The 25,881-nt window shown below is 59.3% G+C and carries 26 protein-coding genes and 1 pseudogene; 8 read left to right on the top strand and 19 right to left on the bottom strand.

Annotation, left to right across the window (positions count from 1 at the left end; all coding sequences use genetic code 11):
• Positions 1–126: 126 nt before the first annotated feature.
• Positions 127–387, bottom strand: coding sequence for a hypothetical protein (locus IVB50_RS09210; RefSeq protein ID WP_007595982.1), 261 nt, complete (start codon positions 385–387; stop codon positions 127–129).
• Positions 388–508: 121 nt separating this feature from the next.
• On the opposite strand from IVB50_RS09210, the gene IVB50_RS09205 reads away from it, so the two are divergent.
• On the top strand, positions 509–1,240 hold the full coding sequence (locus tag IVB50_RS09205) for a DUF3750 domain-containing protein (RefSeq protein ID WP_018453922.1): 732 nt from the start codon (positions 509–511) through the stop codon (positions 1,238–1,240).
• A gap of 285 nt (positions 1,241–1,525) precedes the next feature.
• Here the strand turns inward: IVB50_RS09205 and IVB50_RS09200 are convergent, their stop codons facing one another.
• The 7 genes from IVB50_RS09200 to IVB50_RS09170 all read right to left on the bottom strand — a co-directional run bounded on the left by IVB50_RS09200 (position 1,526) and on the right by IVB50_RS09170 (position 6,721).
• Positions 1,526–1,813 carry a DUF2934 domain-containing protein gene (locus IVB50_RS09200; protein WP_085394208.1) on the bottom strand — a complete coding sequence of 96 codons (288 nt, stop codon included), beginning with the start codon at positions 1,811–1,813 and terminating at the stop codon, positions 1,526–1,528.
• A gap of 268 nt (positions 1,814–2,081) precedes the next feature.
• Entirely contained in the window at positions 2,082–2,243 is a 162-nt protein-coding gene (locus IVB50_RS09195; protein WP_018453920.1) for a DUF2934 domain-containing protein, read from the bottom strand.
• A gap of 335 nt (positions 2,244–2,578) precedes the next feature.
• Entirely contained in the window at positions 2,579–3,235 is a 657-nt protein-coding gene (locus IVB50_RS09190) for a hypothetical protein (protein ID WP_204512180.1), read from the bottom strand.
• Between the two features lie 14 nt (positions 3,236–3,249).
• Positions 3,250–3,744, bottom strand: coding sequence for a type II 3-dehydroquinate dehydratase (locus tag IVB50_RS09185; RefSeq protein ID WP_026232626.1), 495 nt, complete (start codon positions 3,742–3,744; stop codon positions 3,250–3,252).
• A gap of 32 nt (positions 3,745–3,776) precedes the next feature.
• Entirely contained in the window at positions 3,777–5,057 is a 1,281-nt protein-coding gene (locus tag IVB50_RS09180) for a TRAP transporter large permease subunit (RefSeq protein WP_085383158.1), read from the bottom strand.
• A 61-nt stretch (positions 5,058–5,118) separates the two neighbouring features.
• Positions 5,119–5,628, bottom strand: a complete 510-nt coding sequence (locus tag IVB50_RS09175; RefSeq protein ID WP_085393958.1) for a TRAP transporter small permease — start codon at positions 5,626–5,628, stop codon at positions 5,119–5,121.
• Positions 5,629–5,704: 76 nt separating this feature from the next.
• The gene (locus IVB50_RS09170) at positions 5,705–6,721 is read right to left on the bottom strand and encodes a TRAP transporter substrate-binding protein (RefSeq protein WP_018453915.1); all 1,017 of its coding nucleotides are present in this window, start codon (positions 6,719–6,721) and stop codon (positions 5,705–5,707) included.
• Positions 6,722–6,947: 226 nt separating this feature from the next.
• On the opposite strand from IVB50_RS09170, the gene IVB50_RS09165 reads away from it, so the two are divergent.
• From IVB50_RS09165 to IVB50_RS09150, 4 genes are all read left to right on the top strand, one after another.
• Positions 6,948–7,607 (top strand): FCD domain-containing protein, encoded by a 660-nt coding sequence (locus tag IVB50_RS09165; protein ID WP_085348502.1) that lies wholly within the window; start codon positions 6,948–6,950, stop codon positions 7,605–7,607.
• A 58-nt stretch (positions 7,608–7,665) separates the two neighbouring features.
• A complete protein-coding gene (locus tag IVB50_RS09160) occupies positions 7,666–8,565 on the top strand; it encodes an SMP-30/gluconolactonase/LRE family protein (RefSeq protein WP_085393960.1) in 900 nt (299 codons plus the stop codon).
• A gap of 968 nt (positions 8,566–9,533) precedes the next feature.
• Positions 9,534–10,463: a Ku protein gene (locus tag IVB50_RS09155; protein WP_018453912.1), complete on the top strand. Its 930-nt coding sequence runs from the start codon at positions 9,534–9,536 to the stop codon at positions 10,461–10,463.
• A 45-nt stretch (positions 10,464–10,508) separates the two neighbouring features.
• Positions 10,509–11,237, top strand: a complete 729-nt coding sequence (locus IVB50_RS09150; RefSeq protein ID WP_085393961.1) for a DUF72 domain-containing protein — start codon at positions 10,509–10,511, stop codon at positions 11,235–11,237.
• A 104-nt stretch (positions 11,238–11,341) separates the two neighbouring features.
• On the opposite strand, the gene IVB50_RS09145 is transcribed toward IVB50_RS09150, so the two are convergent.
• A complete protein-coding gene (locus tag IVB50_RS09145) occupies positions 11,342–11,611 on the bottom strand; it encodes a hypothetical protein (RefSeq protein ID WP_018453910.1) in 270 nt (89 codons plus the stop codon).
• 613 nt (positions 11,612–12,224) lie between these two features.
• Between IVB50_RS09145 and IVB50_RS09140 the strand changes: the two genes are divergently transcribed.
• On the top strand, positions 12,225–14,096 hold the full coding sequence (locus IVB50_RS09140; RefSeq protein WP_247295661.1) for an ATP-binding protein: 1,872 nt from the start codon (positions 12,225–12,227) through the stop codon (positions 14,094–14,096).
• Between the two features lie 17 nt (positions 14,097–14,113).
• Here IVB50_RS09140 and IVB50_RS09135 read toward each other — a convergent pair whose 3' ends face one another.
• From IVB50_RS09135 to IVB50_RS09120, 4 genes and pseudogenes are all read right to left on the bottom strand, one after another.
• Complete coding sequence (locus tag IVB50_RS09135) at positions 14,114–16,969, bottom strand: class I SAM-dependent DNA methyltransferase (protein WP_247295658.1); 2,856 nt, start codon at positions 16,967–16,969, stop codon at positions 14,114–14,116.
• Between the two features lie 105 nt (positions 16,970–17,074).
• Positions 17,075–17,753, bottom strand: a pseudogene (locus IVB50_RS09130) (SOS response-associated peptidase family protein).
• A gap of 10 nt (positions 17,754–17,763) precedes the next feature.
• Positions 17,764–18,207, bottom strand: a complete 444-nt coding sequence (locus tag IVB50_RS09125; RefSeq protein WP_247295657.1) for a hypothetical protein — start codon at positions 18,205–18,207, stop codon at positions 17,764–17,766.
• Between the two features lie 796 nt (positions 18,208–19,003).
• Positions 19,004–19,786, bottom strand: coding sequence for an outer membrane protein (locus tag IVB50_RS09120; protein ID WP_247295655.1), 783 nt, complete (start codon positions 19,784–19,786; stop codon positions 19,004–19,006).
• 177 nt (positions 19,787–19,963) lie between these two features.
• On the opposite strand from IVB50_RS09120, the gene IVB50_RS09115 reads away from it, so the two are divergent.
• Positions 19,964–20,512, top strand: coding sequence for a DNA ligase (locus IVB50_RS09115; RefSeq protein ID WP_247295689.1), 549 nt, complete (start codon positions 19,964–19,966; stop codon positions 20,510–20,512).
• Positions 20,513–20,553: 41 nt separating this feature from the next.
• Here IVB50_RS09115 and IVB50_RS09110 read toward each other — a convergent pair whose 3' ends face one another.
• The gene (locus tag IVB50_RS09110) at positions 20,554–21,549 is read right to left on the bottom strand and encodes a DUF4268 domain-containing protein (protein ID WP_247295653.1); all 996 of its coding nucleotides are present in this window, start codon (positions 21,547–21,549) and stop codon (positions 20,554–20,556) included.
• 345 nt (positions 21,550–21,894) lie between these two features.
• On the bottom strand, positions 21,895–22,032 hold the full coding sequence (locus IVB50_RS09105) for a hypothetical protein (RefSeq protein WP_247295651.1): 138 nt from the start codon (positions 22,030–22,032) through the stop codon (positions 21,895–21,897).
• 313 nt (positions 22,033–22,345) lie between these two features.
• Here IVB50_RS09105 and IVB50_RS09100 point away from each other — a divergent pair, with 313 nt between their 5' ends.
• Positions 22,346–22,879 carry a hypothetical protein gene (locus IVB50_RS09100; RefSeq protein WP_247295649.1) on the top strand — a complete coding sequence of 178 codons (534 nt, stop codon included), beginning with the start codon at positions 22,346–22,348 and terminating at the stop codon, positions 22,877–22,879.
• A gap of 132 nt (positions 22,880–23,011) precedes the next feature.
• On the opposite strand, the gene IVB50_RS09095 is transcribed toward IVB50_RS09100, so the two are convergent.
• The 4 genes from IVB50_RS09095 to IVB50_RS09080 all read right to left on the bottom strand — a co-directional run bounded on the left by IVB50_RS09095 (position 23,012) and on the right by IVB50_RS09080 (position 25,532).
• The gene (locus IVB50_RS09095) at positions 23,012–23,236 is read right to left on the bottom strand and encodes a hypothetical protein (RefSeq protein WP_247295647.1); all 225 of its coding nucleotides are present in this window, start codon (positions 23,234–23,236) and stop codon (positions 23,012–23,014) included.
• The gene (locus IVB50_RS09090; RefSeq protein WP_247295644.1) at positions 23,233–23,652 is read right to left on the bottom strand and encodes a hypothetical protein; all 420 of its coding nucleotides are present in this window, start codon (positions 23,650–23,652) and stop codon (positions 23,233–23,235) included. The genes IVB50_RS09095 and IVB50_RS09090 overlap by 4 nt, the downstream gene beginning before the upstream one ends.
• Before the next feature lie 116 nt (positions 23,653–23,768).
• A complete protein-coding gene (locus IVB50_RS09085; protein WP_247295642.1) occupies positions 23,769–24,071 on the bottom strand; it encodes a hypothetical protein in 303 nt (100 codons plus the stop codon).
• An 804-nt stretch (positions 24,072–24,875) separates the two neighbouring features.
• Entirely contained in the window at positions 24,876–25,532 is a 657-nt protein-coding gene (locus IVB50_RS09080; RefSeq protein WP_247295639.1) for a hypothetical protein, read from the bottom strand.
• Positions 25,533–25,881 lie beyond the last annotated feature (349 nt).

The following is a 25,881-nucleotide window of genomic DNA, read 5'->3' as shown; positions in this document are numbered from 1 at the left end:
CGTCGATAACGCGCCTCGGGCTTGAGCGCCCACTGACGTCATTACAATTTTGCAATTGCGTTGAAAAGCAGAGACAGGGGGCAAAGGCAAGCGGCCTGAACGGGCAAAAGGCTAACGGGCAGGCGGCTATTGCAGAACCTTCGGCAGCACGACGACCACGTCCACGCTCTGCGCGAGGATGTGCGTGGCGACCACAGCGAGCTGGTGCGAGAACTCGTCCTCGATCTCGGCCGCGCAGTCTTCGTCGCTGGCAATGGCAAACAGCAGATTGCCGTCGATTTCGTCGAACCGGATGCCGGCGAAGAGGCGATCGAAAATCTCGGCGCCCGCGATGTACGCGATTCGCGCTTGGATGGCCTGGTCCTCGACGAGCGACAACTTCCTCATGGACGCAACATATGGCCGCACCACCCGAATGCAAGAGCAGGAGAGCGCTGGCGCGGCGTGCCTTGCGAACTATATTGGTGGCATCGTCCCGCCTGATCGCCGTTTGCCCTTGAGGAAATCCTTGATTCTGTTCCTGCTGCTGATCTTCCTGCCGATCGGCGTGTCGGCCGGCCGCTATTATTTGCGCGGCGACGGCCGCGGCAATTGGCAGACGGCGGATCGCTCCAGCGCCGGCCTGCTGCCGCCCGCATCGGCCAATCCGGATGCGCTGATCCGAGTGTTCGCCGCGCGCACCGTGCGCTGGCGCAGTATTTTTGCCGTCCACACCTGGATCGTCGTCAAGGAGAAGGGCGCCACAACCTATAGCCGATACGACTACACGGCCTGGGGCGACCCTGTTCGCAGCAACGGCTTTCCGCCCGACGGCCGCTGGTTCGGAGCCCTCCCGGAAACGGTGGTCGCCGTCGATGGCGCGCGGGCCGAAGCGCTGATTCCGAAGATCCGTGCCGTCATCGAGAATTACAAGTTCCGCGCCTATGGCGACTACAGCGCCTGGCCGGGACCGAATTCCAACACCTTCGTGCAGGCGGCGCTGGATGCTGTTCCCGAGCTGCGTGCCGTGCTGCCGCCGACCGCTATCGGCAAGGACTTTCCCTACAGCGGACGCTGGGCCGGCATCACGGCGTCCGGCACCGGGCTCTACGCCTCGCTGTCGGGCTATCTCGGCATGACCATCGGCTGGGTCGAAGGGGTCGAGATCAATTTCCTCGGCGCGGTGCTCGGCCTCGACATCCGCCGCCCCGCGCTGAAGCTTCCAGGCATAGGCCGCCTCGGTGTCGCGGCCGGCGCATAGGCCAATGACGGGGCCGTCCCATCAAAGTCGGTGCCCTCCCAGGCTTCCCGACACATCGTCCTTCCAATGTGTGCTTCAGGTCACAGCAGAATCGAGCGCCGTCGCGTAGATTGATCCTGCATGGCCGCAAACAAGGTAACGGCGGTACGCATGAGGCTGGAGAGGCGACCAACAGCTACGAACTTTTGAAGCCGCCAGGGTGAAGAGCTCGGCGGCTTTTTCTCTGTCCAGGAACGCGCGGCCGAGCTTGTTCGCTGCCGATGTGGCTACCGGCAGCGCCAGCTACTATCGTTTGTCTGAGGAGTCCGAAAGCTTCCGCTGATCGCGCTCTTCTTCGATCTGCCGTTCCGCTTCGACCCAGAACTCCACATCGCGATCGGCCGGGCGACCGGCCTGCTCCCAGAGCTCGTACGCGCGCGCTCGTACCTTGCCGCGCCGCATCATGCGAAGGAGCTTTTGCTTCAGCTCCTCGGCGAAACTCCTGAATCGCTGGACGGTGGTTTCGTCTTTAACGAGCGCAGCCGCTCGCGTTGCGAGTTCGATCTGGTGCTCTATCTTTTGCTGCTCATCCACCGCAAACCCCGCCGTAGCCACCGGCCTGCGTCGCAGCCCGTGCTGCTCACAACCTCAATTCCTGCTGGAAGGCTTCTGTTCCGCCTTCAATGCCAGGTCGTGTCAGCTTCGACGATCACCACTCTTGTTTCGGGATCTTCCGTCGTGTTGCAGGTGCAGGGCATGCCCTCACCACAGCGGCAGCCGCCCAATTCCTCGCTCCAGGCGCGGAGCGGATGGTTTACGCAGACCCATCCCAGACCGTGGCAGAATGGGCAGCCCTTGTTGGTCACAGCGTATCCGGCGTCCGCATCGGGTTCGACTTGTCCTCGTTGCGCAACTCCTGCTCGGCCGCGTGCCAGAACTCGTCCTCGCGGCCTTCCGGCTTGCCCGCCTGTTCCCACAAGCGGTGCGCGCGTTCTCTGATGTCGTGATCGGTCGGCTCCGGCATTGCATCTCCTGCGAAGAGACACGGCCCCACCCTGGGGGGTATGGGGGCTTGGAGGCGGGGCCGTGCAGGCCAGCAAATCGGCGGCGACGCTGGCCCGCTGAGTCAAGCCTCGATGGTGCGCAAGAGTTCCTAGCCCGGAGCGGCGAACACGCGAGCTCGAACGAAGCCCGCTCTCGCCGCCTTTACAGGCCTCGGGATGGAGCGGTGCACTCCTGACGCGGAGCGTTCCTCAGGTATCGGGATGCCACGTCAGCCAGCAATCCAGACGAATCTGACGTCGGGCAGCAGGCGGCGCAAGCTCGAGCAAGTCACCGCGGCGAGCGAGAACGTTGTCATCAGCCGAAATCTGCGATACGGGCCTCGAGCGCAAACATGCTTTGATAAACTTCCGGCTCGCTCGCCCCGGCCATGACGTCGGGGGCAATTTCCGCGGCTTTCCGCAAGGCGCCCTGCAACGACGCGACGTCGAGCGCCTCGATCAGCAAAAGCCCGGCAAAAAAGCCCTCGTTCTTCCGCATGCCCTTCTCGGTCGTCCGCACCGATGTCCGCGCCTCGTCGGTCGCGCCGATCTGCACCGCGGCAACCCCGTCGCACGCAACGAGCGCCTGAGCCAGACCCTGGGGATCCTTCGGCAACGTCTCGATCCGCAGCGGCACGATCGATGCGCCCTCGCCCCGCCCTCCCCGCGCAATCATGACGCCGCCGCCCCGCATGAAATTGCCAAGCTTCGGCATGATGCGCCGGGACCACGGCGTCGGTGCGTTGAGGCGCGCCAGATAAGCCTCGCCGTCGAGGACCTCCGGCGTCCCCAGCTCGTACAGAATGAAGAAGCGGTTGATGTCGTCCCTTGCCGCGCGGAAGACACGCGATGCCAGGAAGCCCTTCGTCGTCACGCGCTCGGTCGTGTGCTCACGCGTCAGCCAGTGCCGGTAGTCGGTCAGGTCGTGAGCCTCGACGTCGCTCCAGATGGCGAGAAATCCCGTGCCGCGCATCCCGCCCTCCATGCCTACGCCTTGCCGCCGGCCGCAAGCCCGTGCAGAGCTGGCGCGATGGTCGCAGGCAATTGCCCTAGCCGTTGGACCGCCGCGAGCATCGCGGCGAGATAACCATAGGGACCCAGGCCGCAAATGACTGCCGTGGAGGCGCTCGACGTGATCGAGTGGCGGTGCAGCTCGTCCCGCGCGTGGATGTTCGAGATATGCACCTCGATCTTTACACCCTCGAAAATCTTCAGCGCATCGATCAGCGCGATCGAGGTGAATGAATAGGCCGCGGGGTTCATGATGATGGCGTCCGCGTTGCCATGGGCGGACTGGATCAGGCTGACGAGTTCGCCCTCCATGTTCGATTGATGGAACGACATCGAAACCCCGAGCTGGTCGGCCAGCGCCTTGCAGCTCGCCTCGATCTCCCCGAGCGTCGTCGAGCCGTAGATGTGGGGCTCGCGGATGCCGAGGAAATTGAGATTGGGTCCGTTGAGGATCATGATCCTTGCGGCCATTTTGGCTTGTCCTTCTTTTGTTGCCGACGCGTCTAGCCGCTGAACCACTTGGCCGGGATCGTCACCAGCCCCGGGAATAGCACCATCGCGAACAGGACGATCAGTTGCGCAATCAAGAAGGGCCAGACGCCCTTGATGATGTCCTCCATGCTGATCCTGGAGACGCCGCAAACCACGTTCAGCACGATACCGACCGGTGGCGTGATGAGGCCGATCGCATTATTGATGATGAAGAGGACACCAAAGTAGACGGGATCGATGCCCGCCGCCTTGACGATCGGCATCAGGATCGGCGTGAGGATGAGGATGGTCGGCGTCATGTCGAGAGCCGTCCCCACGATCACCACCACGACCATGATCGCCAGCATCAGGAGCGTGTTGTTGCCCATGAAAGGCTTGAGCAGGGTGACGATCTGTGCCGAAATCTCGGACACGGTGATGAGCCAGGACGACACCAGCGCGGCTGCCACGAGAAACATGACGATGCTCGTCGTCAAGGCCGAGGAGACGAACACCTCGTAAAGCTGCGACAGCTTCAATTCCCGATAGATGCAGGTCGCAACGAACAGCGAATAGACGGCGACGACCACTGCGGCTTCCGTCGGCGTGAAGATGCCGAAACGCAGGCCGACCACGATGATGACCGGCAGCATCAACGCCCAGAAGCCGTCGACCACCGCTTTCACCATTTCCGAGAGCGATGCTCTTGGCGGGGGCGTCAGGTTCTCCTGGCGGACCACCCACCACCAGGCCAGGCAGAGCCCCGCCCCGAGCAACAGCCCGGGGACGATCCCGGCCAGAAACAGTTTCGAGATCGACACGCCCGCGGCGACACCGAAAATGACGAATCCGATGCTGGGCGGAATCACGGGCGCGATGATGCCGCCGGCCGCGACCAGACCCGCCGCATAGGATTTCTTGTGGCCCGCCGCCACCATCATCGGCACCAGCAGGGCAGCCAGTGCCGCGGCATCGGCTGCCGCGGAGCCCGAGAGCGACGCAAGGATGCAGGACGCGAGGATCGTGACGTAACCAAGGCCGCCGCGAAAATGGCCGACCGCGACGAGCGCAACGTTGACGATTCGCTTGGCCAAACCACCCTTGTTCATGACCTCGCCGGCGAGCATGAAGAAGGGAATGGCCATGAGCGGAAAGCTGTCCGCGCCGTTGATGACGTTCTGCGCCACGATCTGCGCGTCGAACATGTCGATCGTGCTCATCAGGGCCACGCCGCAGACGATCAGCGCAAAGGCGATCGGCATGCCCAGCGCCATGGCGCCGAGCAGCGAGAGGGTGAAGACGGCAATCGTCATGGCATGATCCCGGTGATTTTCAGGATGTGAGCGCCGGGCGGCACGATACGAGGAGACAGCATCAGTGCTCCTCCGATTCCCTGACGGCTACCATGTCGGCTTCGCTGGCCTGTCCGGAAATGACGCGGAACAGGTCGTAGAGAAGGATCACTCCGGCCGAAACGCCGAAGATCACGCCGACGCCATAGAAGATGCCGAGCGAGAGGCCGGTCGCCGGCGCGCGGTCGTCGATATTGATGATCGTCTGCCGCCAACTTCCCGAGAGCAGAAGCCAGTCGGCGAACAGCATCAGGACGTAGCTGACGATGAAGCAGATGCGTTTGCCGTAAGCCGGCAGCATCCGCACAAGGCTATCGACGCCGAGATGGGCGTGCTCACGCATTGCCACGACCGCACCGAGGAAAGTCAGCCAGACCAGGAGCCAGCGCGACAGCTCCTCGGAAATCGCAATACCGGAGTTGAAGCCGTAGCGCAGGACAACGTTGCCGAAAACCAGCACCACCATCACCGCAAGAAATGCGGCGATGATGCCCTTCAGCAGGGTGCAATAGAGGTCGAGAATTCGCGCCATGCGTGCCGTCCGGGCAAAGTCGGGTTCAGAGCCGGCCCACTGGCCGGCTCTGCCTCTTGCATGCTGACGAGGTCGACTATTTCACGTCCTTGCGGATGCGATCGAGCTCGTCGTTGAACAGCTTGACCGCCTCCGGCTTGAGATTGGCGGCAATCTTGTCGACGACCGGCTGCGCCGTCTTGCGCATCCGATCGAGCTCTTCCGGCGCGACGGTGTTGTACTGCATGCCCTTCGCCTGCAATTCAGAGAGGGCTTTTTCAGTCTGAAGGCGGGTCTGCTCCTTTTGATAGCCTCGGCTTTCCTCGTACGCCTCGCGCATCAGGCGCTGCTCGGTCGGCGAGAGCTTGTCCCAAAACGCCTTGCTCACGAGGATGATGTTCAGGGTGAAGGTGTGATTGGTGGCGGAAACGTATTTTTGCACTTCGTAGAACTTGTTGGAGAGAATGACCGTGAAGGGGTTCTCCTCGCCGTCGACTGTGCGGGTCTCCAGCGCCGAATAGAGTTCGCCGAAGGCCATCGGAACGGGATTGGCCTTGAAGGATCCGAAGGTCTCGAGATAGACCGGGTTCGGAATGACGCGGAGCTTGAGGCCGTTGAAATCCTCGACCTTGGTGATCGGCCGCGTGCTGTTGGTGACGTTGCGGAAGCCGAGGCCCCAATAGCCCAGACCGATCAATCCCTTCGACGGCAACGTATCGAGCATCGACGTGCCGAATTTTCCGGTGCCGAGAGCATCCGCCTGCTCGATGGTCTTCACGATGAATGGAAAGTCGATGAGGCCGAACTCCGGCACGACGGTTGCGAGCGACGTCGTCGAGGCCGACAGCATTTCCTGCGTGCCGCCGCGTAGCGCGGATTGCTGCTGCAGCTCGTTGCCGAGCTGCGAGGCCGCGAACTCACGAATCTTCATCTTGCCCCCGCTCTTCGCCAGCAGGATCTCCGCAAATTTCTGCACCCCCGCGCTGACGGGGTGATCGGTGTTGTTCAGGTGTCCCCACCTGATCGTGCGCTCCTGAATGTCCTCAGCGGATGCACCGACCGTCAGCGCCACGCAGATCGCCGTCGCAGACAGCGCCCGTACCAACAAGCTCATTTTGACCTCCCTGTTCGATCGGGGCACGACGGCGGCTTCAGCCATTCTTTTCTGCACCCTCAGGTCAATCAAAAAACATAACTACATTTTTTGGTCAAATGATAAATCGCAATTCATCTGATATTTTTGATTACGTCTGTTGGTAGGCGTCTGCTATATTGCTGGTAACAGTGATGGTTCGGCCGCCCACCACGGGCGTTGCGCGCATATTGCGGGATCGGAGAGCATGACGTCACTCGAGGGGCGCCCTTTGTCGGCGGGCGACAGCGGTTATCAGCGGATTCGATCCGACATCATTTTCGGCGTGCTGACGCCGTCCGGACGTCTCAAGCTCGACGCCATGAAGGAGGACTACGGCGTCAGCATCTCCACGCTGCGCGAGATCCTCAATCGGCTGACCTCGGAGGGATTCGTGGTCGCGGAGGGCCAGCGCGGCTTCGAGGTGGCGCCGATATCCATCCAGAACCTGCGTGAACTCGCCGGCCTGCGCATCCTGCTGGAGCAGCATGCAATGGCCGAGTCGTTTCGTGCCGGCGACGTCGAGTGGGAGGGCCGCGTGGTGTCCGCGCATCACAAGCTGGCGGCCACCGAACGCACCGTCCTCAAGGAGGGGGACGATCCCGAGCTGCGCAAACGCTACGACGGCGAATTCCACCAGGCTCTCATCTCGAATTGCGGTTCGCGCGAGCTGATGCAGACCCACGCGATCGTGTTCGACAAATATTTCCGCTATGCGCTGCGCTACCGCGGCGCAGAGACGATCAACCAGCACAAGGCGCTGCTCGAATGCGCCCTCAAGCGCGACATCAAAAGCGCCAAAACCGTGCTCACCGATCACATCAACGGGTGCGTCGCGCACGCCCTCGCCTCCTGGAACGAGGATTGATCGTCCGCGGCCTGACGTCGTTCGGAGACAGCGCTCGTCGCTGCAATCGGATTTCGGGATGACTCCTGACATGATTCCCGCATATCGGGTCGAGACCGCGGTCGCCGCAGGCGACATCCTCGGCGAGACGCCATTGTGGTGCGACCGCTCCCGCAAGCTGTGGTGGGTCGACATCGACCGGCGGCTGCATCAATCCTTCGATCCGGCGACCGGCGCGCATCAGGTTGTTCCGTACGCGTGCAACTTCCTCGGCAGTCAGGCCTTGACGGCAGATGGCTCCCACCTGCTCGCGCAGGATCTGGGGCTTTATCGCCGCGCGTCCGATGACGATCCTCCAGGTCAGCTCTGCGAGGTCGAAAGCGGCCCCGACAATCGCCTGAACGACGGGCGCGTCGACGCGCGGGGCCGGCTATGGATCGGCACCATGGACAACCAGCTGCATCGGCCGAACGGAGCGCTGTATCGGGTGGAGGCGGACGGCCGGACGGTGCGCATGTTCGGCGACGTCATCGTGACGAACGGAATTGCGTTCTCACCCGACAATCGCACGCTCTATTTCACGGATACGAGGCGATACCGCACCTGGCAATTCGACTTCGATCTCGATAACGGCGTGATTAGCAACAGACGGTTGTTCGCGGATTACAGCGCCTCCGGCGAGAGGCCCGACGGCGCGTGCATCGACATTGCGGGCGGACTGTGGACCGCATTCTTCTCCGGCGGCCGGGTGGTGCGTTATCGGCCGGACGGCCGGATCGATACCGTCATTCGGGTGCCGGCGACCAATCCGACCTGCGTATGCTTCGGCGGAGCCGATCTGAAGACCCTGTTCGTGACGACGGCGAGAAAGTTTCTTGATCGCGAGCAACTGGGCCGCGAACCCCAGGCGGGTCATGTTCTGGCCATCGATGGCATCGCACAGGGACTTCCAGAACACCGCTTCGGCAATTCATCCTGAGCGCCTGCCACCGAGACGTCGCGGCACATGACGCGACCAGGCATTCAAACAGCGGACATGATTTCTCGTTCTCGCGGCGCGTTTCGCCCGAGCTTTGCTTCGTCACTCCGCCCTCATATCCAAGAGGGCGCAGGGAAGGCCGGGTGCCGGCTGGCACCCGCGGTCCGCTGCGCGAAAAGCACACGCAGGAAAACCGCACAGCAGCATACAGGTGTAGCCAATCACTCGGCCTTCCCTGCGCGATGGTTGGACGGCTTATGCCGTGCTCTCCCGGGAGCCGAGTTCTCTTTGGCCTCCCTCGCCTCGCGAATTTGGATGATGCTGTCTGCCCGGTTGGGCTCGCACACACCTCCGCGAAAGCTTGACCGTAGCAACGACGGCCAGGACCACACGGTTTTGCCGTACGCACGGCCCGCCATTTCGCCGCAGTTTTTCCAGCCCTGTCGACGAAGCCGAAAACTTACAGGCGAGACGAAGCCTAGCAGCGCCGCTCGTCCGCACGCGGTTGCGGGCTCACAGGGTCTACCCGCCCTGCCCGCACCATCTCGTACCGACGCTGCCGCGTCCATCGCAAGCCCGGCTCGCAATCAAGACGACAACGAGATCGCCCCTCAAGGATGAGCCGGGATGAGCGACACATACGCCGTTTCCGAATTTCGGTAAAGTGGAATATTTTTGCGGAGAGGGATTGACGGGAGAAGGGTGTGTTGCCCGACGGGCTGGGTTGCCGCTTCCCTAGAGCAAGGGATTGGCCGTTTTCCACAGAGGTCTAATCACCGCGGAGTGCCAGGGATTGCGTCACCGATACACGTTCTTATTTTGTTCGTTGGGTTAAGACTGCCCGCCATCTATTCCGGGCGCTTGACCGGGATCTGGCATCAATTTGCGGTGGACACCTGCGGGCGGTGTCGGAACTGTGTCGCGCCGTTCGTCTTGAGTCCAAGTCCCCTTATGGAGTTTTGCGTACCATGGCCCCCCGCGCGAACTGGAAAGGCTTTTTGCGTCTCTCGTTGGTCACCTGTCCCGTGGCGCTCTACCCAGCTACGTCGGAGAGCGAGAAGATCTCCTTCAACCAGCTCAACCGTCAGACCGGTCATCGGATCAAGTACCTGAAAGTCGACGCCGACACCGGCGACGAGGTGCCCAACGAGGACATCGTTAAGGGCTACCAGCTCGAGAAGGACCAGTTCATCGAGGTGACCAAGGAGGAGCTTGAGGAGATCGCGCTGGAATCCACGCGGACCATCGAGATCGATGAGTTCGTAGACAAGGCCGAGATCGATCCGCGCTACCTAATTCGCCCCTACTACATCCGTCCGGACGGAAAAGTCGGCCACGACGCCTTCGCGGTCATCCGCGAGACCATCCGCGAGATGAACAAGGTTGCGATCGGGCGCGTGGTGCTCACCAACCGAGAGCACATCATTGCGCTCGAGCCGATGGACAAGGGTCTGGTCGGCACCTTGCTGCGGTATCCCTACGAGGTTCGTAGCGAGCAGGAATACTTCGACGAGATCCAGGACGTCAAAGTGACGAAGGACATGCTCGATCTGGCCAGGCACATCGTGAACCAGAAGGCGGGATCATTCGAGCCGGAGAAGTTCGAGGACCATTATGAAAGCGCGCTGATCGAGCTCATCAACCAGAAGCGCACCGGCAAGCCGATCGTGCCGAAGGATCGGCCGAAAGGCGAGAACGTCGTCGATCTGATGGACGCGCTACGCAAGAGCGTCGGCGGGGCGGCAGCAAAGACCGAGGCTCCGAAAAAGCCTGCCAAGAAGACGAAGAAGGCTGCCGCGGCTCAGAAGGAGATGCTGATGCCGATCGCCGGTAAGAAGCTGGCTAAGGAAGCGGCGGCGAAGAAGCCGACAGCAGGGACGCGGCGGAAGTCGGCGTGAGATTGTGAAACATCCGGTGATACCCGATGGCAGTTTCGGACTGACATGGAAGAGGCCGCGCATGTCAAGGCTGAGCTGCGGCTCGGCACAGCGGGATGGAATGTTCCGCGAGTCTGCAAGGAAAGAGTTGGCGGGGTAGGTAGCCAGCTTGAACGCTACGCGCGGGTGTTGAACGCCACCGAGATCAACTCATCATTTCATAAGCCGCACCGGCGTTCGACCTATGAGAAATGGGCGAACGCGACGCCAGATGATTTCCGCTTTTCGGTAAAGGTGCCGAAGTCTGTTACTCACTCGTCACAGCTTGCGCAGGGTGAACTCGATCGGTTCATCGAAGAGAGCGCCGGACTTGGTGCGAAGCTCGGGGTTTTGCTCGTTCAGTTTGCGCCTCGCAAAATGTTCGTTGAGTCCGATGCGGAGTTCCTGTTCCGCGCGCTGCAGGAAAAGACCTCAGCCGCTCTCGCGTGCGAGCCGCGTCACGTCAGCTGGTTTACGCCCGAGGTCGGCGCCTGGCTCGGGGAACGTCGGATTGCCCGTGTCGCCGCGGATCCGGCGCGGGGGCCCGATGCGGACCTGCCGGGCGGGTGGCCTAGTCTGCGCTATTTTCGATTGCATGGAGCGCCGCGCATTTACTACTCCGCGTACGACGGGGCGTTCCTGCGATCGCTGAAGCTGCGGCTCGGTGCTGCGTCGTCATCTAGTGAGACCTGGTGCATCTTCGACAACACCGCAGCCGGCGCAGCGATCGAGAACGCACTAGACTTGCTCGCTTGAAGGGCCTTTTGGCAATAGTCCGCTGATATCCCTTACGTCGTCCAAGTTTGCCAAAGGCGTTTGAGGCTCGCACGCCATTCGAGCGGCGCGACAGCGCAGGGGACTTAATCGGGACGTGGCGGGCACTCCGGGCACGTATCGCCGATCGAATGCAAAACCTCGCGCACTTGCCCGACGGCCTGATCCGGAGATAAGCCCTCGGGTGGCTCCTGCCTGGCTATATCCAATGCGTGCTCGCGTGCATGCGGGTCGGCCCGGTCCTTCGCCCAGCCGTGCTCCTCGCATTCGTGGATGGCGCCCGCCTCCTGCAGCACGCTGAGCGCCCAGCCGCGCAGCGTTCGGATCGCCGGCCGTCTTTCCTTCGTCATCAGCATCGAGCTTGCTCCTGCCCGGACGAATCCTTTGGCCCGTCTTCTCGTTCCGAGCGGTTAGCACGCAGCAGGGATTCGCAATCGGCAGAGCTGAGGTTTGTCCCCGTGTTCCGCGGCTCTGGCACAATCGCGTCGGCTGCAGCACGGCTCAGCCGTAGGGTTCTGCCCGCTGAGAAGCGGCCACGCTTCGACTCCGGGCGCTAAACCGCTAAATGTACCCCGCCGTCTTCCCCTCCGCAGCGCGTAGCTTCATGCTCGCCAGCTTGCGAATTGGTGGGACTAATGTGGTACCAAGAGAGTCCGAGGATCGCAGGTTAGCAGGAAGTGCCTGATTTTTTGGTAGCGGGAGAGCGCTACCCACGTTCCCCCCGACCGTTTTCCGCGGAATTTTTGGTATCCGTGGCCTAGCCTCGGACCTTCCCTGCCTTGGAGACGGCCGAAATGGGGTCGGCGGGTGGACCTGAACCGACGATCCAACCATCTCAGAGACCCAAGGCAGCGGGTTCGGCTGCACGTTCCTGTGGAGATCATCCTAGGCGCAGCGAGCCACCCACGCGTGCTATGGAGAACTTCGCTACTCTATGTAGCATGCCGCCCTGGTTTACCAGGGGGCTCCATGAAACTGACCAAGCTCAAACTAGAGAATTTTCGTTGCTTCAAAGACGAAGTTTGCGTCGAGTTCGAGGACATCACAGCGATCATAGGTCGAAATGATGTTGGGAAATCCACCATCATGGACAGCCTCGCGATTTTCTTCGATGAAGCGAAGCCTGACAAGGACGACGCCTGTTGTTCGGGCGACCGCAAGGCTGTTCGGATCACCTGCGAATTTGACGATCTTCCGGAAAAGGTCATCTTAGACGCCGATTACGAGACCAGTTTGGAAGCTGAGTATCTTGTCAACGCGGACGGTCGCCTCGAAATCCGTAAGACGTATGATGGCTCACTCGTGTCCCCCAAGCTGACTTCGGTAGAGGCATTCGCGCTCCACCCCACGGCGAACGGAGTAAGCGACCTACTACAACTGAAAAAAGCAGAGCTAGTCGCACGCGCCGGTGAGCTTGGGATCGACCTCACGACCGTGAATAAGCAAGCCAACGCACCAATCAGGGCAGCGATTTGGCAATGCGCGGAAGCGCACGAGTTAGACTTGGCATTTGTCTCTTTAGAGAAGGAAGGCGGAAAACAGATTTGGTCTGCTCTTGCATCATACCTTCCAGCGTTTGCTCTGTTTAAATCTGATAGAGCCAGCACCGACCAAGACGCTGAGGCGCAGGACCCGCTAAAAGCAGCCATTCGCGACGCCTTAAAAGCTGTTGAACAGGATTTGCTCAAAGTACAAGCCCATGTCGAGGCGGAGGTACGAAGGATCGCGGAGGCGACCGTCCAGAAGATCAAGGAAATGGATGCGTCTGTAGCCGAAACGCTTAATCCTGTCATAAAGACCAAGAATTGGGACAGCTTGTTCCAAACGAGCATAACCGGCGACGAAGGCATCCCGCTTAACAAGAGAGGAAGCGGCATCAAACGCTTAGTCCTTCTAAATTTCTTTCGAGCGAAGGCTGAGAAGGCTGCGGTCGAGAGCCAGAAGGGGTCGGTCATCTATGCAATTGAAGAGCCAGAGACGAGCCAGCATCCGCGGAACCAACGTATGTTGATGTCTGCGCTCTCCGATCTGTCTGCGACCGCCGGGCGGCAGGTGATCGTGACGACTCACACACCGATGCTTGCGCGGAGCCTGCCCGACGCATCTCTACGCTTTATTGAGACCCACCCGAACGGCACTCGGACCATTGTAACCGGGGGGGCCGACACGAACGCCCGGATCGCACAATCTCTCGGCGTTTTGCCCGATCATTCCGTCAAGGTGTTCGTGGGCGTCGAAGGAAAGCACGACATCGCCTTCCTCAAGGGCATGAGCAAAGTGCTGCGGGCCGACGGAGTGGACGTGCCTGATGTTGATGCGCTTGAGATTTCGGGTGAACTTATCTTTTTCCCGTTTGGAGGCAATAATCTCGCACTTTGGACCTCTCGACTTCACCCTCTAAACAGGCCCGAGTTCCACCTCTATGACCGCGACAACCCGCCGCCGCAGGCCGCGAAGTACGATGCGTTTGCCGCCCAGGTGAACATGCGTGACGGTTGTTCGGCCATCATCACAAGTAAGCGGGAAATGGAAAACTTCCTCCACCATGAGGCGGTTGTAGAGGCGTATCAAGGCCAAAGTATCGTTGTCGCCATCAGGACGCCGTTCGCAGATTTTGATGACGTCCCCACAATTGTTGCGCAAGCCGTGCATGCTGCTACGGCAGGCACGCCATGGCCGGTCCACAACCCTGACAAATGCGCGAAGAAAACGAGCCGAGCAAAGACGCTGCTCAACACAACGGCGGTTGCCAAGATGTCTCGCGCCCGTCTCGCTCAATGTGACCCGGCAGATGAGGTTATTGGCTGGCTCAGAGACATCGGACAGCGGGTGGCGCAATAGGCGCAGCAGCGTGGCTGTTAGATCAGAGCCCCTCGTGCTGCTCGCTCCTGATTGAGCGCAAATAGCCGCGCAAGCGCTTCTTCTTCCGAAATATCCGCCGGCCACCCGTACGCATAGGCTACAGCGGCATCCAGATCGGCGTGCGCATTGGCAAGCCACGTAGGACGCTCGTTATACAGATTAGTTAGAGTACGCTTCTTCAGAAGCGCCAATGCAGCGCTATTGATCGGAATAAGGCGATCGGGAAAACCGGGAACTATCTCCGGTTCACGCCGGACGAGGTCCAAAGGGTTCAGCCAATTTTCGCGCAGTTCGTTTAGCCCCTTTGCCGCCGCCGCGATCGCATCGGCGCGCACATCGCCAACAGCGCCAGCGATCTCTGTCGGTGTAAGTCCGTCTGGAAACGGAAAAGTCTCAAAGCAGGTGCCGATTGTATATCTAGGATCGTTGCCCACACCATGCCAAGAACCGACTGCGATAGACCACGTTTGATGGAAACGGCTTTGAAGGATGCCGAAGGTCACATCATCATCGCGCGCGATTACTTGCAGCTTGTGATCGGGAACGATGGGCTTCTGCATCCATGCAAAAATACGATGCTTGGCAACCTCTGGCGTAACGATGAAGCGCTTGAGGTCACGAAGCGCCTTCCACATTCCTGGTCGCGGTTCTACATGACGCCACCAGTTTCGCCGGTAGGCTTCACGGTTATTCTTGTCACGTTCAGGCTTCACTTTCGCGAACACGTGCGCGAAAGGAGCCTCAAACAATGCGGCTTCACTCTCCGACATGCTCCAACCAAAATCGATGATCCACTTTCCGGCGGCTCTGCGCGTTACGTCCATCCCGTTCATCCAAGGTCGAAGCACTTCGGCGTTCAATCGACCGTTTGGATTTAACGGCAACGCTAACCATTCCCGCGCAAGATCGCCTTCGACATCGAAGGAGCCCCCTTTCGTGTCACCCATGAACGCCACATTCCGGTTTTCAGAAAGTCGGACTGCCTTCGTTAAATCCAGGACCGTGCCGGTCAGATCGGCGTTAATTTGAGGCACAGCAATGCCGTTTAGGCGCGCAGTCTCAGCACCACCAGCCAGTACAAAGCAGATCACGGAAACGCGGACGGCAGCGCCGTCCACGACCCACGCTTCGTCGTCCCATGCATCGAAAATGAAGCCTTTCGCTGCAATTGGCTCCAGAACCTTGCGATTTGCGCCGCCGCGTATTGAATTTGTTGTAACCAAGCCCGCGCGGTTCAGCCTGCGGGAAAGGATGGTCTCCCACGCTTTGGCAACCCAATAAGTTACCAAGTCAGCTTCAGCCGGTACACGACCGTCATATGCAGCGAAAAGCTGGTCAACATATTTATCGCCTAACAGCGCCCGCAGAAGTTTCCCTCCTAGAAATGGAGGATTGCCGATCACTACGTCGGCCTCCGGCCAAACGGCTTCCGTGCCATCATTGTTTAGAATGGCGTCGCGACATTCAATATTGTCGAGCGGCTTCAGAATTGGACGGTCTGAAACTCCGAAGCCGTTGCGCCGCATCCATTGGATTTCGCCTATCCAGACAGATACGCGCGCTAGTTCGGCCGCGTATTGATTGATTTCAATTCCTTTTACCGATGCAGGGCCGACCTGTGGGAATTCACGTTGAAGGCCCATCGCTTCAGCCTCGATGCTGATGCGATGTTCGATGTCCTTCAACGCCAGCAGCGCCAAATATAGGAAATTACCAGACCCGCACGCCGGGTCCAGTGTCCGAAATGCGCGCAGGCCGTTCAGGAAGGCTCGATAGGTTGCCACAGCCTGATCGCTGGCCTTGGTACGGACGCTGGCGTTTTTTGTGGCGTGCGATTTTTCGAGCGAAATAGCGATCTCGGCTTTCGTCAATTCCCATTTGGTGAGCCAAGGACGTACGATAACGGGATCGACGATCATCATGATCTTTTCCCGATCAGTATAATGAGCGCCCAATTGCGATCGCTTGTCCGGATCAAGGCCGCGCTCAAACAACGTGCCAAGAATGGACGGATCAATTTCAGCCCAATCCAAGTGTGCCGCGGCGAGCGCTAGTGCTATGTCGTCCTTGTCCAGTGGCAGCGCGGTATCGTCGTTGAACAGCCCGCCGTTGAACCATGCGACATGCTCAAAGCCGACCCGTCCTCCGGACTGCATCGCCTTAAAGAGGTCGCTCGCAAGTGCATGAAATTCTTCTGGTCGGGAGGCTGCATGTTCTAGCATCCGCTTGAACATCTTGTTTGGCAGCAAATCCACGTCCTCCGCAAACATACAGAAGACCAGCCGATTTATGAAATGAGCCACCGTTTCAGCGGCATTGCCTCTGTCACGTAGGCGTTGGGCGAGTTTGGCGAATTCGGCAGCCGCTTCTTCTGTGAGTGCCTGGCGGGTCTTGCCGGGCCGGAGGCGTTCAGGATCAGAAAAGACCGACTTGAGCTTGTCCCGAACATTGGCGTCGCGTAGCTCGTCGAGGCCGAATTCGTGAACCGCTGAAACGCTATTCGTCCAGTTCGTATGGATTTCGAAGCGATCCATATCGCAAACCACCAGCAGCGGCGGATTTTCCAGAGCTAAGGCGTACTGTTGTAGTTGTGCGAACGCGGCCCTTAGGTCTTTTCGCTTGCCCTTGTACTCCCAACCGAAATGATCGCGCTTCCAGACATCGGCCCAACCCTCGCCGCCGGTCGTCTTGGTGGCACCTCGCTCGAAGGCGTACCAATCGCCTTTCGGATCAACATCCGTAGGAGCTGGCTCGTCGAGCATTCGACACAGGTCAATGAAATGAGAGTGAGCCGCCGCCCTTTCTTTTAGTTCGACGTGTTTCCATTTTCGGACGAACTCATCAGGCGTCAATTCCGCGCTCCCCATGCCCCGTTAGGAGTATATCGTAACAGTTGCATCAACGGCAAAGGAGGAGCGCGGGTCAACCCCTTCGATTGGATTACCCAGGGAAACGGATCACGGAGACAGGGACCGGGCCGCGATCCGGTCCTCGTTGTCCGCCCCTCGCATGACGATCTTGAGTGCATCATCCGGCAGAGGGCGCTGTAATGCCTTGGCCTCATCCCAAGGCGCACGCATCCAGACATCGCCCTCTTCATCAGTCGTCAGGATCACGGGCATCGCCTTCGGATGGATAGGCTCAACCACCGTATTGGGCGATGTCGTGAGAAACCCATACACCTGATGCGGTCCCGGCACCGGCTTAGACTTCGTGCCGCGATCACCGTTGAACGTCGTCCAGATGCCAGCGAAGGCGAACAGCGGCCTCTCATCGTTGACTGCGAACCAAACCACGTCCTTTTTCTTCGTCTCCGGGTTCGGCTCGGGTGCGTATTCGGCGAAGCTGTTGAACGGCACAAGACAGCGGTTCTCGGGCTTCAGCCAGCCGCGCCAATGCGGCGATGATGTATTGCGGATGTTGGTGACGGGGCGGGCCGCCCGTGCGTGGCGGTGGTGGCATGCCCCAGCGCATCATGGTCAGCTCGCGGCCCGTGTCGGTGTTGCGGATCACCGGCGCCGGGTATTCGGGAAACACGCCCGGCATAGCTGCGAGGTTGCCGACATAGCGATTGACGACGCGGAAGAGCGCAAGGATGGCGGCTTGATTGGTCGTAATGGAATACAGATTGCACATCAGGCAGCAGTCACTTCTCTTCATCCTCGATGATGTACATAAGCATCATCAATCGCCGAGCCTCCTGCCCAAAGGCTTCAAGATCCTCGACCTTGGCAAAATGGGTCGTGGCCGCGAGGGTGCTGCGGCTCACGTGCCTCGCGCCTGCATATGTCCAAGTGCCGTGAGCAACGACGAGGCGCGCTTTTTGATTGAGCGCATGGCAGGCGTTGAAGAATGATTTTATCTTACCTTTGGTCGGTTCGGGAGCGGTTCTCATGAGGGTCTGCTTCGTCACGGTGCAGAGCATCGCAAAATCGTACGGACCAATGATGATGTCGAACATGCTTTCCTCGTCGAGCTTGAGAGCATTGGCGAGGCGTGCCTTGATCGTGAACTCAAGTTGGGAAAACCAGTAGATAAAGTAGCCGATGGCGCGGTAAAGCTGCTCCTCCCTTCGGTCAAGTTCTTCCATCGCGCGTTCGCGCGGTGACTTGGTGCTGGACCTCTTCTTGCCTGGCAATCTCTCCCCCTGTGTAGTGGCACCCCACGATTACAAACTACGGTTGGGGACAGCTCAGCGGTGTAGCCCGAAGCGAACGTCCCCGTCTATCCGCGCTCTTCACCGCTTGCCGGCTCCGCTTGATCCGACTGCGCGCAGGCCCACCCGTAAATTTCCTAAGTGTTGGCAACTAGGTTCGTTGGTTAACTGGTGCGGGTGAGCACAGCACCATGAAAACACCGAAGCCCAAACAATGGACCGACCGCGAGGTCCAGCAATTGTCGAAGCTGGCACGGACTGGCGCTGGCGTATCGAAGATTGCAGCCGAGCTGGGCCGTCACGCAGGATCAGTGAGGCGAATGGCGCGAACGATGGGAATACTGTTGAAGAAGTAGCCGTCGATGTCCGGTTGACCGCCAACATCGGCCGAAGCCCGGATGGCCTCCGAGGTCGCAGATGGGCCACAAACGGACTCTGAACCTCTGAGTGCTCGTTCACTAGACGCTGATAGGCTGGTCGGCGACCGCGAGCGGTAAAGGCTCTTCGTCGAAGGTTTCTACATAATTGTCAACGACGGTATGATTTCGCCCGGAGAAAGCGATTAGGTGATGAATTATGGTGCCGGACTTTCCCGTCACTGCGCACAGCGCAAGTAACCCTGTCGGTCGCGGCTCGGATATATGCCGCTTCGGCATTTCGACTTTGGCAAACAAAAGGCCCGACCGCATTACGGCCGGGCCATAGTTGACTGGGTTGACTAACAGATATTTCAGTACCGGGTGACGCCCGGCCCGCCCCAATTGAAGCGATAATTCACGCCTGCTTTGACCAAATCGATTTTCGTAGAAGAGTCCACGAAGGTCGCTGCTCCAACCGTCTGGTTGACGGTGATGATGTCAGAACCAAAGTCGATATGATTGTACTCGACCTTGGCAGACCAATTGGGAGCAAAGCCCCATTCCACGCCAGCGCCGACAACCCAACCGTCGCGATTGTTCGAAGTGGATGTGTTAGAGAACGGAGCACCGGCGACCGTTACGAGCCCGTTCGAATGGCCATGACCCCAAGCCCAGCCGCCCTTTCCGTAGAACAGCCATTCGTTCGCGGCCCAGCCGACCCGACCGGTAACCATCGCAATATCGTCTGTATGTGCGGTGGACGTGGTGACGACGGCCGGAGCGACGATGCTGGTGGTCGTCGAAGTGCCCCTGATGTCGCTCCAGGTGTACTCACCCTCAATACCGAGAACTAGGCTGTTGTATTGCCAGTTGAAGCCACCCTGGACACCCCCAAGAAATCCGTCAGAGTTAGTCCGGTTGAAAGGGGTGCCCGTGGGAAAGGCCACGGTGCCTGGAGCGGCGGAAGTGTTGTCGATCTCGCCCCAGCCCCAACCGATGTGACCGCCGACATAGAAGCCCGACCAATTGTAGACGGCAACGACGGGCGCCACTGGTGCCTTCGTGTAAGGACGGGCCGCCATATCCGCCGCACTTGCTGGAACCGATAGGCTCAGCACCGTAATACTCGCTGCAGCCAAAAGAACCTTCTTCATGTCTATCTCCCCGAAGTTCGATAACGACGAAAAACGTCTGCCGTCTTTGGTCATGATAATGTGATCGCGGGGTAATGCTGTAACCCGCCTGCAACAGTTTCGGTGAAACGCGCCCAATTAGCCAACGTTTGGAATGGCTTGGCGGAACCCAAAGCCCGCTGCCGTGCATTTCGGGAAATGGGATGCCGTTGGCCAGTCTTCCCACGGCCGGCCGTCTGTAAAAAGAGTTTGTGCAAGCGTGAGGGCGACCGCGTGCGCCTGATCACGCGCGGCGGCTACAATTGGGCCAGCCGTTATCCGTGGATAGTCGAGGCCGCGCGCAAGGTCCGTCAGAAGAGCTTCGTGCTGGACGGCGAAGCGGTCGTGCTCGGCGTCGATGGCGTCTCCGACTTCAACGCGCTTCACTCGCGCAAACATGATCACGAAGTGCAATTCTGCGCTTTTGATATTCTCGCTGATGGCGGCGACGATGTCTGCATGCTCCCGTTATCCATGCGGAAGGCGAGCTTGGAGCGCCTGTTGGCACGGCGTCCTGAAGGTGTCTTCGTCAATCCCTTCGAAGGCGGCGAGCTTGGGCCTGATCTGTTTCGCGCTGCCTGCAAACTTGGGCTTGAGGGACTGGTGTCGAAACGCCGCGACCGGCCCTACCAGGCCGGACGGAGCAAGTACTGGGTCAAGGTGAAGAACCGTAGTCACCCGGCGATGGAGCGGTGCGACCTATTTTGACTCGACAGCCCGCACCACGGTCGGCGGCTGAACTACTCGTCTCATACCGATTTAACACGGAGCCGCGCTTGAATTCGCGCGAGCGGCTGTCCGAGAGCACTCTCCAAGCGGCCCATCGCATCGATCATCAAAGACATGAGTGCAGGACGTTGCGCCGCATCGAACGGATCGCCTGGGGTTTCCCACTTGATCCTCGATGCGCGCTTTTTATCTAGTCTTTCCCATACGAGGGTCCCGCCGAAAGCACTGTCGATCGCGGCTTTTTGCGCGTGAAGCTCGTCAAATATCGCCTTGTTCTGCTCTCTGTCACCGTGATCAATATAAAGCTCTACCCGCCCAAACGACCTAGCGATCACGAAGTTGTACGGCACCCCACCCAATCCGGAGCCGGCGGATACGTAGTGGGCATCATTAGGCGAGATGTTCACAAAACGCGGTATCGTTAATCCGGCAGTCTTAAGCAATTCTGTCCAAAATTGCCGCCTAGCTTTGTTGCGCTCTTTGACACCGACAGTAGCCTCGACCTCATCCAGTGACTTACCGGCAAGGCCGATCATGTACTCTTCGGCATCCTTGGTCGGAATGATCTGATCGACGTCCAAGAATATGTCTTCACCTGATTGCCATGGTGTAACTCGGAAACACTGGAGGCGCATCTTGAAGTTCAGCAGCCACAGAATTGTCGATGTGACCTCCTTGCGGAAATTTGCTGCTATGAGAATGATGCGCTGGGTAGATCCTTTGTTGACCGTAATCTCATCGTATTCATCAGCATCAAGAAACTCGGTCAGGACCTCTTTCGCATCCTCTCCAGGACTGCTCCGGTCGAGATACGCTTGGAAGACTGATCTAATATTCTCTTTAGAGAGGCTTGAGCAGTAGGAGGCATATTTAAGCGCTTGCCACGTTACATCGCGGCCCGTGTCGTCCAACTTGTTCTCGATCAGAACGAGCGAGCCCTGCTTATCAATGGCGAGAAGGTCCAGACGCTCGTTAGTATCGGTAAACCCGCCGAACTCTTTCTGAATGATCAGCAACTCTTCGCCTAGGCACGAAGGCTCCTTTGCGATCCATTCTTGTAAGTGTTGCCTTTCTCGAAACCCCAACTCGGCGAATGTCTCGGACCTAAGAGGCTCGATAGAATTCTTGCTCTTATTAACTTTAAACATTGCGCGCCGCCTGCTGGAATTCAACACCGGCAGCTTATACAAAAAGACGCGAAAGTGAGAAAGGTGGTAAAACGTATTGTGTGCAGCCGCAGGCATCGGCCTACGGCGCCAGCATCATGCGCTTTGCTCTAGCTAGCGCCGTCAGCGTCTCAGACATTGGTGTGATCACATTCAGCCCGAAAGCGGCTGGCAGCCACCTCGGCCTTGCGCCGCTCAGCACGCCGCCGATGCTCGGCTGCCACGCCTTGCGGTTCTCAAGGTCCCAGAGGACTTGTCGATCTCAGCGCCGTCCAGCGTGCGCTTGATCCGCAGCACGGTGGACAGCACCATGACGACGTCGCCGTACGGCATCAGCAGGTCGCACGCGGCGATGTCGCAATGCGCGATGAATGTCTCGATGGCCTCCTAGCTCTTGCAGAACAGCAGAGCCAGTTCGCGGGCCTGCCGGAGGTCATCCAGAGCAGACCGGCTGTCGCGGTGAGCTGCTTGGTGCTTCTTATCCCGTTAGCCATATGTCCGGTATGCGGCCGAGAGCAGCCCAACGCGGGGACGGCGCGAAGGTCAGAGATGGCCAGAAGCGGAAGAGCCTATCCTTTTTACCCCAGGTTAGGAGTTGAAATGGCACAACCGCGAGATGCGGAAGCTATCATGGGTCCAGACGGCCTTGTCAGTGGCCACCCTTTTTCTGGCAGCCGTCGTTTTGAAAGTCTGTTGGGGCTGGATGTATGGCGAGCCGCCACAAATCCAGTTCATGAGGTTAGTACATAACGACATCCCACGATTTACCGTGCCGGTCAGACTGGTGGAGGGAACGCCTGTTAGCTTCCAAGCCCGAGTTGTCCGCAAATACGGTCACAGACTAAACTTGCTGGTTTACTTCGGCGGCAAAGCAGAGCGGACCGTCGTCGAAGACCTCGTCGGAGGTCCAATCGCGCTACCACGCAACGAAGCACTGCCGCCGGGCAAGTTACGGACGACGGTTCGCGTGACCGTCACAGATCGAGAAGAGCGAGTTGTCTTTGATCAAACCCGCAGCTCGGATGCCCACATGGCAGTTGGGATGAACTATCTTGGGCGCGAACTCGCACTGCTACCTCCGTTGAAAGAGGAGCTCTACACCATCAACGTCACACCGTTGAACGACGTGTCGGCATTGGCTCCCTTGCGAACAGAAATCGAGGTGACGTACTCGAAGTGATCACGGTCCATCCGTCCGCTTTGGGTCAAAAGCTGCCCTAGCGCCACGGCCGGCGAATGTCTCTCAGTCCCCCGGAAGCGGACGCACTGGAGTTTCGCAGTCCAGTTCACTCCGCGCCTCCAGCGCATCCCGTCAGTGCAGTGTCTGCACAGCAACACGAATGCTTCGCTCGATTTCGACAAGCGACTTTTCGCGATGGGCTTCGCATTCCACCAGATGCTCCTTGAGGATCATCTCGATGCGCGCGGGATCAGTCCCCGACATCGTCTGAAAATTCCGAAACTTCTCTTGCTCGTTGCGAATTGCTCGATCGAATTCCCTGCGTGCAAACTCCAGGGCTGCTTCAATTGTTGTCATGTTGAGTTCCTTGCATTCCGCCCCCGCTTCACGATCAAAGTCCAAACACGGCCATCACCCGGTGTCACGCCTGTTGTGGCGACGTTGCAGTGCCAGAGCGAGCCTCCAAATGTCGTGAGGTCCCCTGGCTTGTACTGCTTGTCCGGCGCGAATATCCCGTTGTAGGAAATCTGCGGTGCCTGCTCCAATTCCGCGATGCGCTTCTCAAGCTTTAACCGCTCTTCGCGACTGAAGGCGATCGCCGTTCGCATCTCCGTCCAAAGCGCGGCAAACATACCCATCGATCGGAGGTGCTGGCCAAACGTGTACGCGAGCGGGATATCCGTCGTTTCGGCCAAACCGTCCGAGAATTCGCGCATCACGGAGTCGACGTACCCAATGGCCGCGCGGCGAAACTGAACGTCGAGATCGTACATGCGTCGCTGGTCTTCGTGGGGCACGGCGTGGAGTTGCCCCTCGCAGAACGCCTTGTATCCTTGACGATGGTCGTCAGAAATCAAGGAAGGTGGAAGTCGCGGGTGCATGGCTAACTTCAGCCTCCTGATCGCAATTCAAGGGCGATTTGGTGCGCGCGCTCGCCGATGAGATATCGGGTGTTGTCGCCGTGCGATGCCATGAACGCCTGCGCGATCTTCATCTCAATAAGTTCAACGCGGGTGAATTTCCGTCCCGTGCCAGACCGGCGCGGACCTGCCGCTTTCAATGCGTTGATCTTGTCTCGATAAAAATCAACGTTGCTCGTGTGTCCGACGGCAAGCGCCCTGCCCAGGCTAATCTCACAACTCCAGAGATCGGCATCTGTTGGCCCCGCGAAAACAACTCCATGTTTTGCCATTCGGTGCCTTTCAATGTGAGAACGCACAAAACCAACCCAGAAATTAGCAGATCTGTTTCGCCGACGGCGTTACGTGTCACGCCCCAAACGTCACGCTCGGAACTGCCTCCTCGCTGCGAGCTGCAAAATGGCGTTTCCGATCGCGGTCAAGCTTTCGGCATCCCACTCCTCAAGGGCTCCTAAATCTACGAGTTGGTCGGCAACTTGGCCCTTGTCGGCTTCAACCGGCACAATGCACTTGCCGCGCTTAAGGCGGTCGCGGTACCGGCGCATGCGCTGAGCGGCGGCCGTGGATGAAAGGTTGGCTCTCATTTTTGGACCTCCCGGGCTAAATGGCGTCAAGATGGGCAACCCCCGTTTGGGAATCTGGTCCCATCGCATAAGGACCAGCCGGTGCGGTTCTCGGGGCTTTGCAGGCCGGTTTCGAGTCCACCCCCCGGTGTCACCGGCTTTCGATCCGCTGCGCCGCGCTCGCGCCTCGACATCTGTCCCAAATGAGACAGATGTCGAGACAACGAGCCGCACCAAGCGGCCGAAACGGCGGTTGCCAAGCGGACTCTGACATTCCATTTTCTCCGCCACCTGAGATGCACAGCCGTCGAGCGCCGCCCGCCATGGCGTCACCTGGCGCAAGGTGCGGACCAGCGTCGCCCGGTCGCATTCGAGCAGATCGGCGGCCCTTGTTGATCGAGAACAGGTTCTTCACGGGTCCTTTGGTCTCCGACGCCTTGTTGTTGTGGTTCCCCTAGAAAAAATCATCCTAGCCAACCCGGGCGCTGCTGCCCGACCCGCATTGGCGGGTGGTCAGGAAGAACCTAGTGCACTCTGGATGTCTGAGGGACCAATCCGGACCAATGAGGTGCGGAGGAAGAGCCGTTCCAAATCTTTCCTGATCCATATGGCTGCATCGCGCGCAGGCTCCGTCTCGAACTCGATCCATCGCGGATCGATGACGTATTCGCCTTCGGGTTGCCCAAGCAGGCATGGCGCGCAAATAACACTGCTTGCAGGTACGGTGGCCTTCAGCACAACAGCATCGTTATGGCCGCCCACGGGCAACCCTTTCGTCGCTAACCTGATGGGATCAACATTTTCGACGCCCCAAAGCGCAAACTTGAGTGCTATGTGCGGCGAGCGGGTCCACGACGGTTCAAGCCTCGCGGCCGTGATCTGGCCACGATAAAGGGTCACTTGCCCGCCGTCATAAGGCGGGAGCAACTTGCGCAACAGCGCAAAGCACAAGGGGTCGTCATCGATTAAGCTGCGGACCCGCCAGCCCACTCGCATCCAGACATTGAGAAATCGAGCCTGCGCGTCTGGATGCACTGCATCCAATTGCGCGATGCATTGTGCCGCGTACTGCCAAAGTCCGTGCCACGTAAGCAGGCCCAGACCGCGAGGGCTGATTGCAATCCAACGGCGGCGGCCGTAGTCAGACGTGCGGCAGTCTTCACCAGTCACACAAGCCTCGATCAGGCGATCAATAATACGCTGCTCCGGGGGCTGATGAGACGCACGTCATTCGTGCAGGTAGACTCTTGCATTTGGCTTCCCTCCTGAAATTAGTTTCGGCGCGATAATCAATGCCGAGACGTCGCTATGTGCGGCGCCCAATGGCGGGGCACGGGCCGTCAACTTCTCCTTCTTCCGACCCCACGTCCTCCGGACAGACGGACACCCCTATAGGGGTGTGTCCGTGTCCGTCCGGAAACGGACAAGCAGACAAGACCGGACATTGTCCGTTTTTGTCCGCTGTCCGCGCTCTGCTCAGCCATCATCGCGCACCAGCCAGACCAATCCATCGAGGCAG

This window comes from Bradyrhizobium sp. 87 (genome assembly GCF_023073015.1).
Classification (GTDB): domain Bacteria; phylum Pseudomonadota; class Alphaproteobacteria; order Rhizobiales; family Xanthobacteraceae; genus Bradyrhizobium; species Bradyrhizobium canariense_D.
Note: the sequence above shows the minus strand (reverse complement) of the source record. Positions and strands in the feature narration are given on the sequence as shown.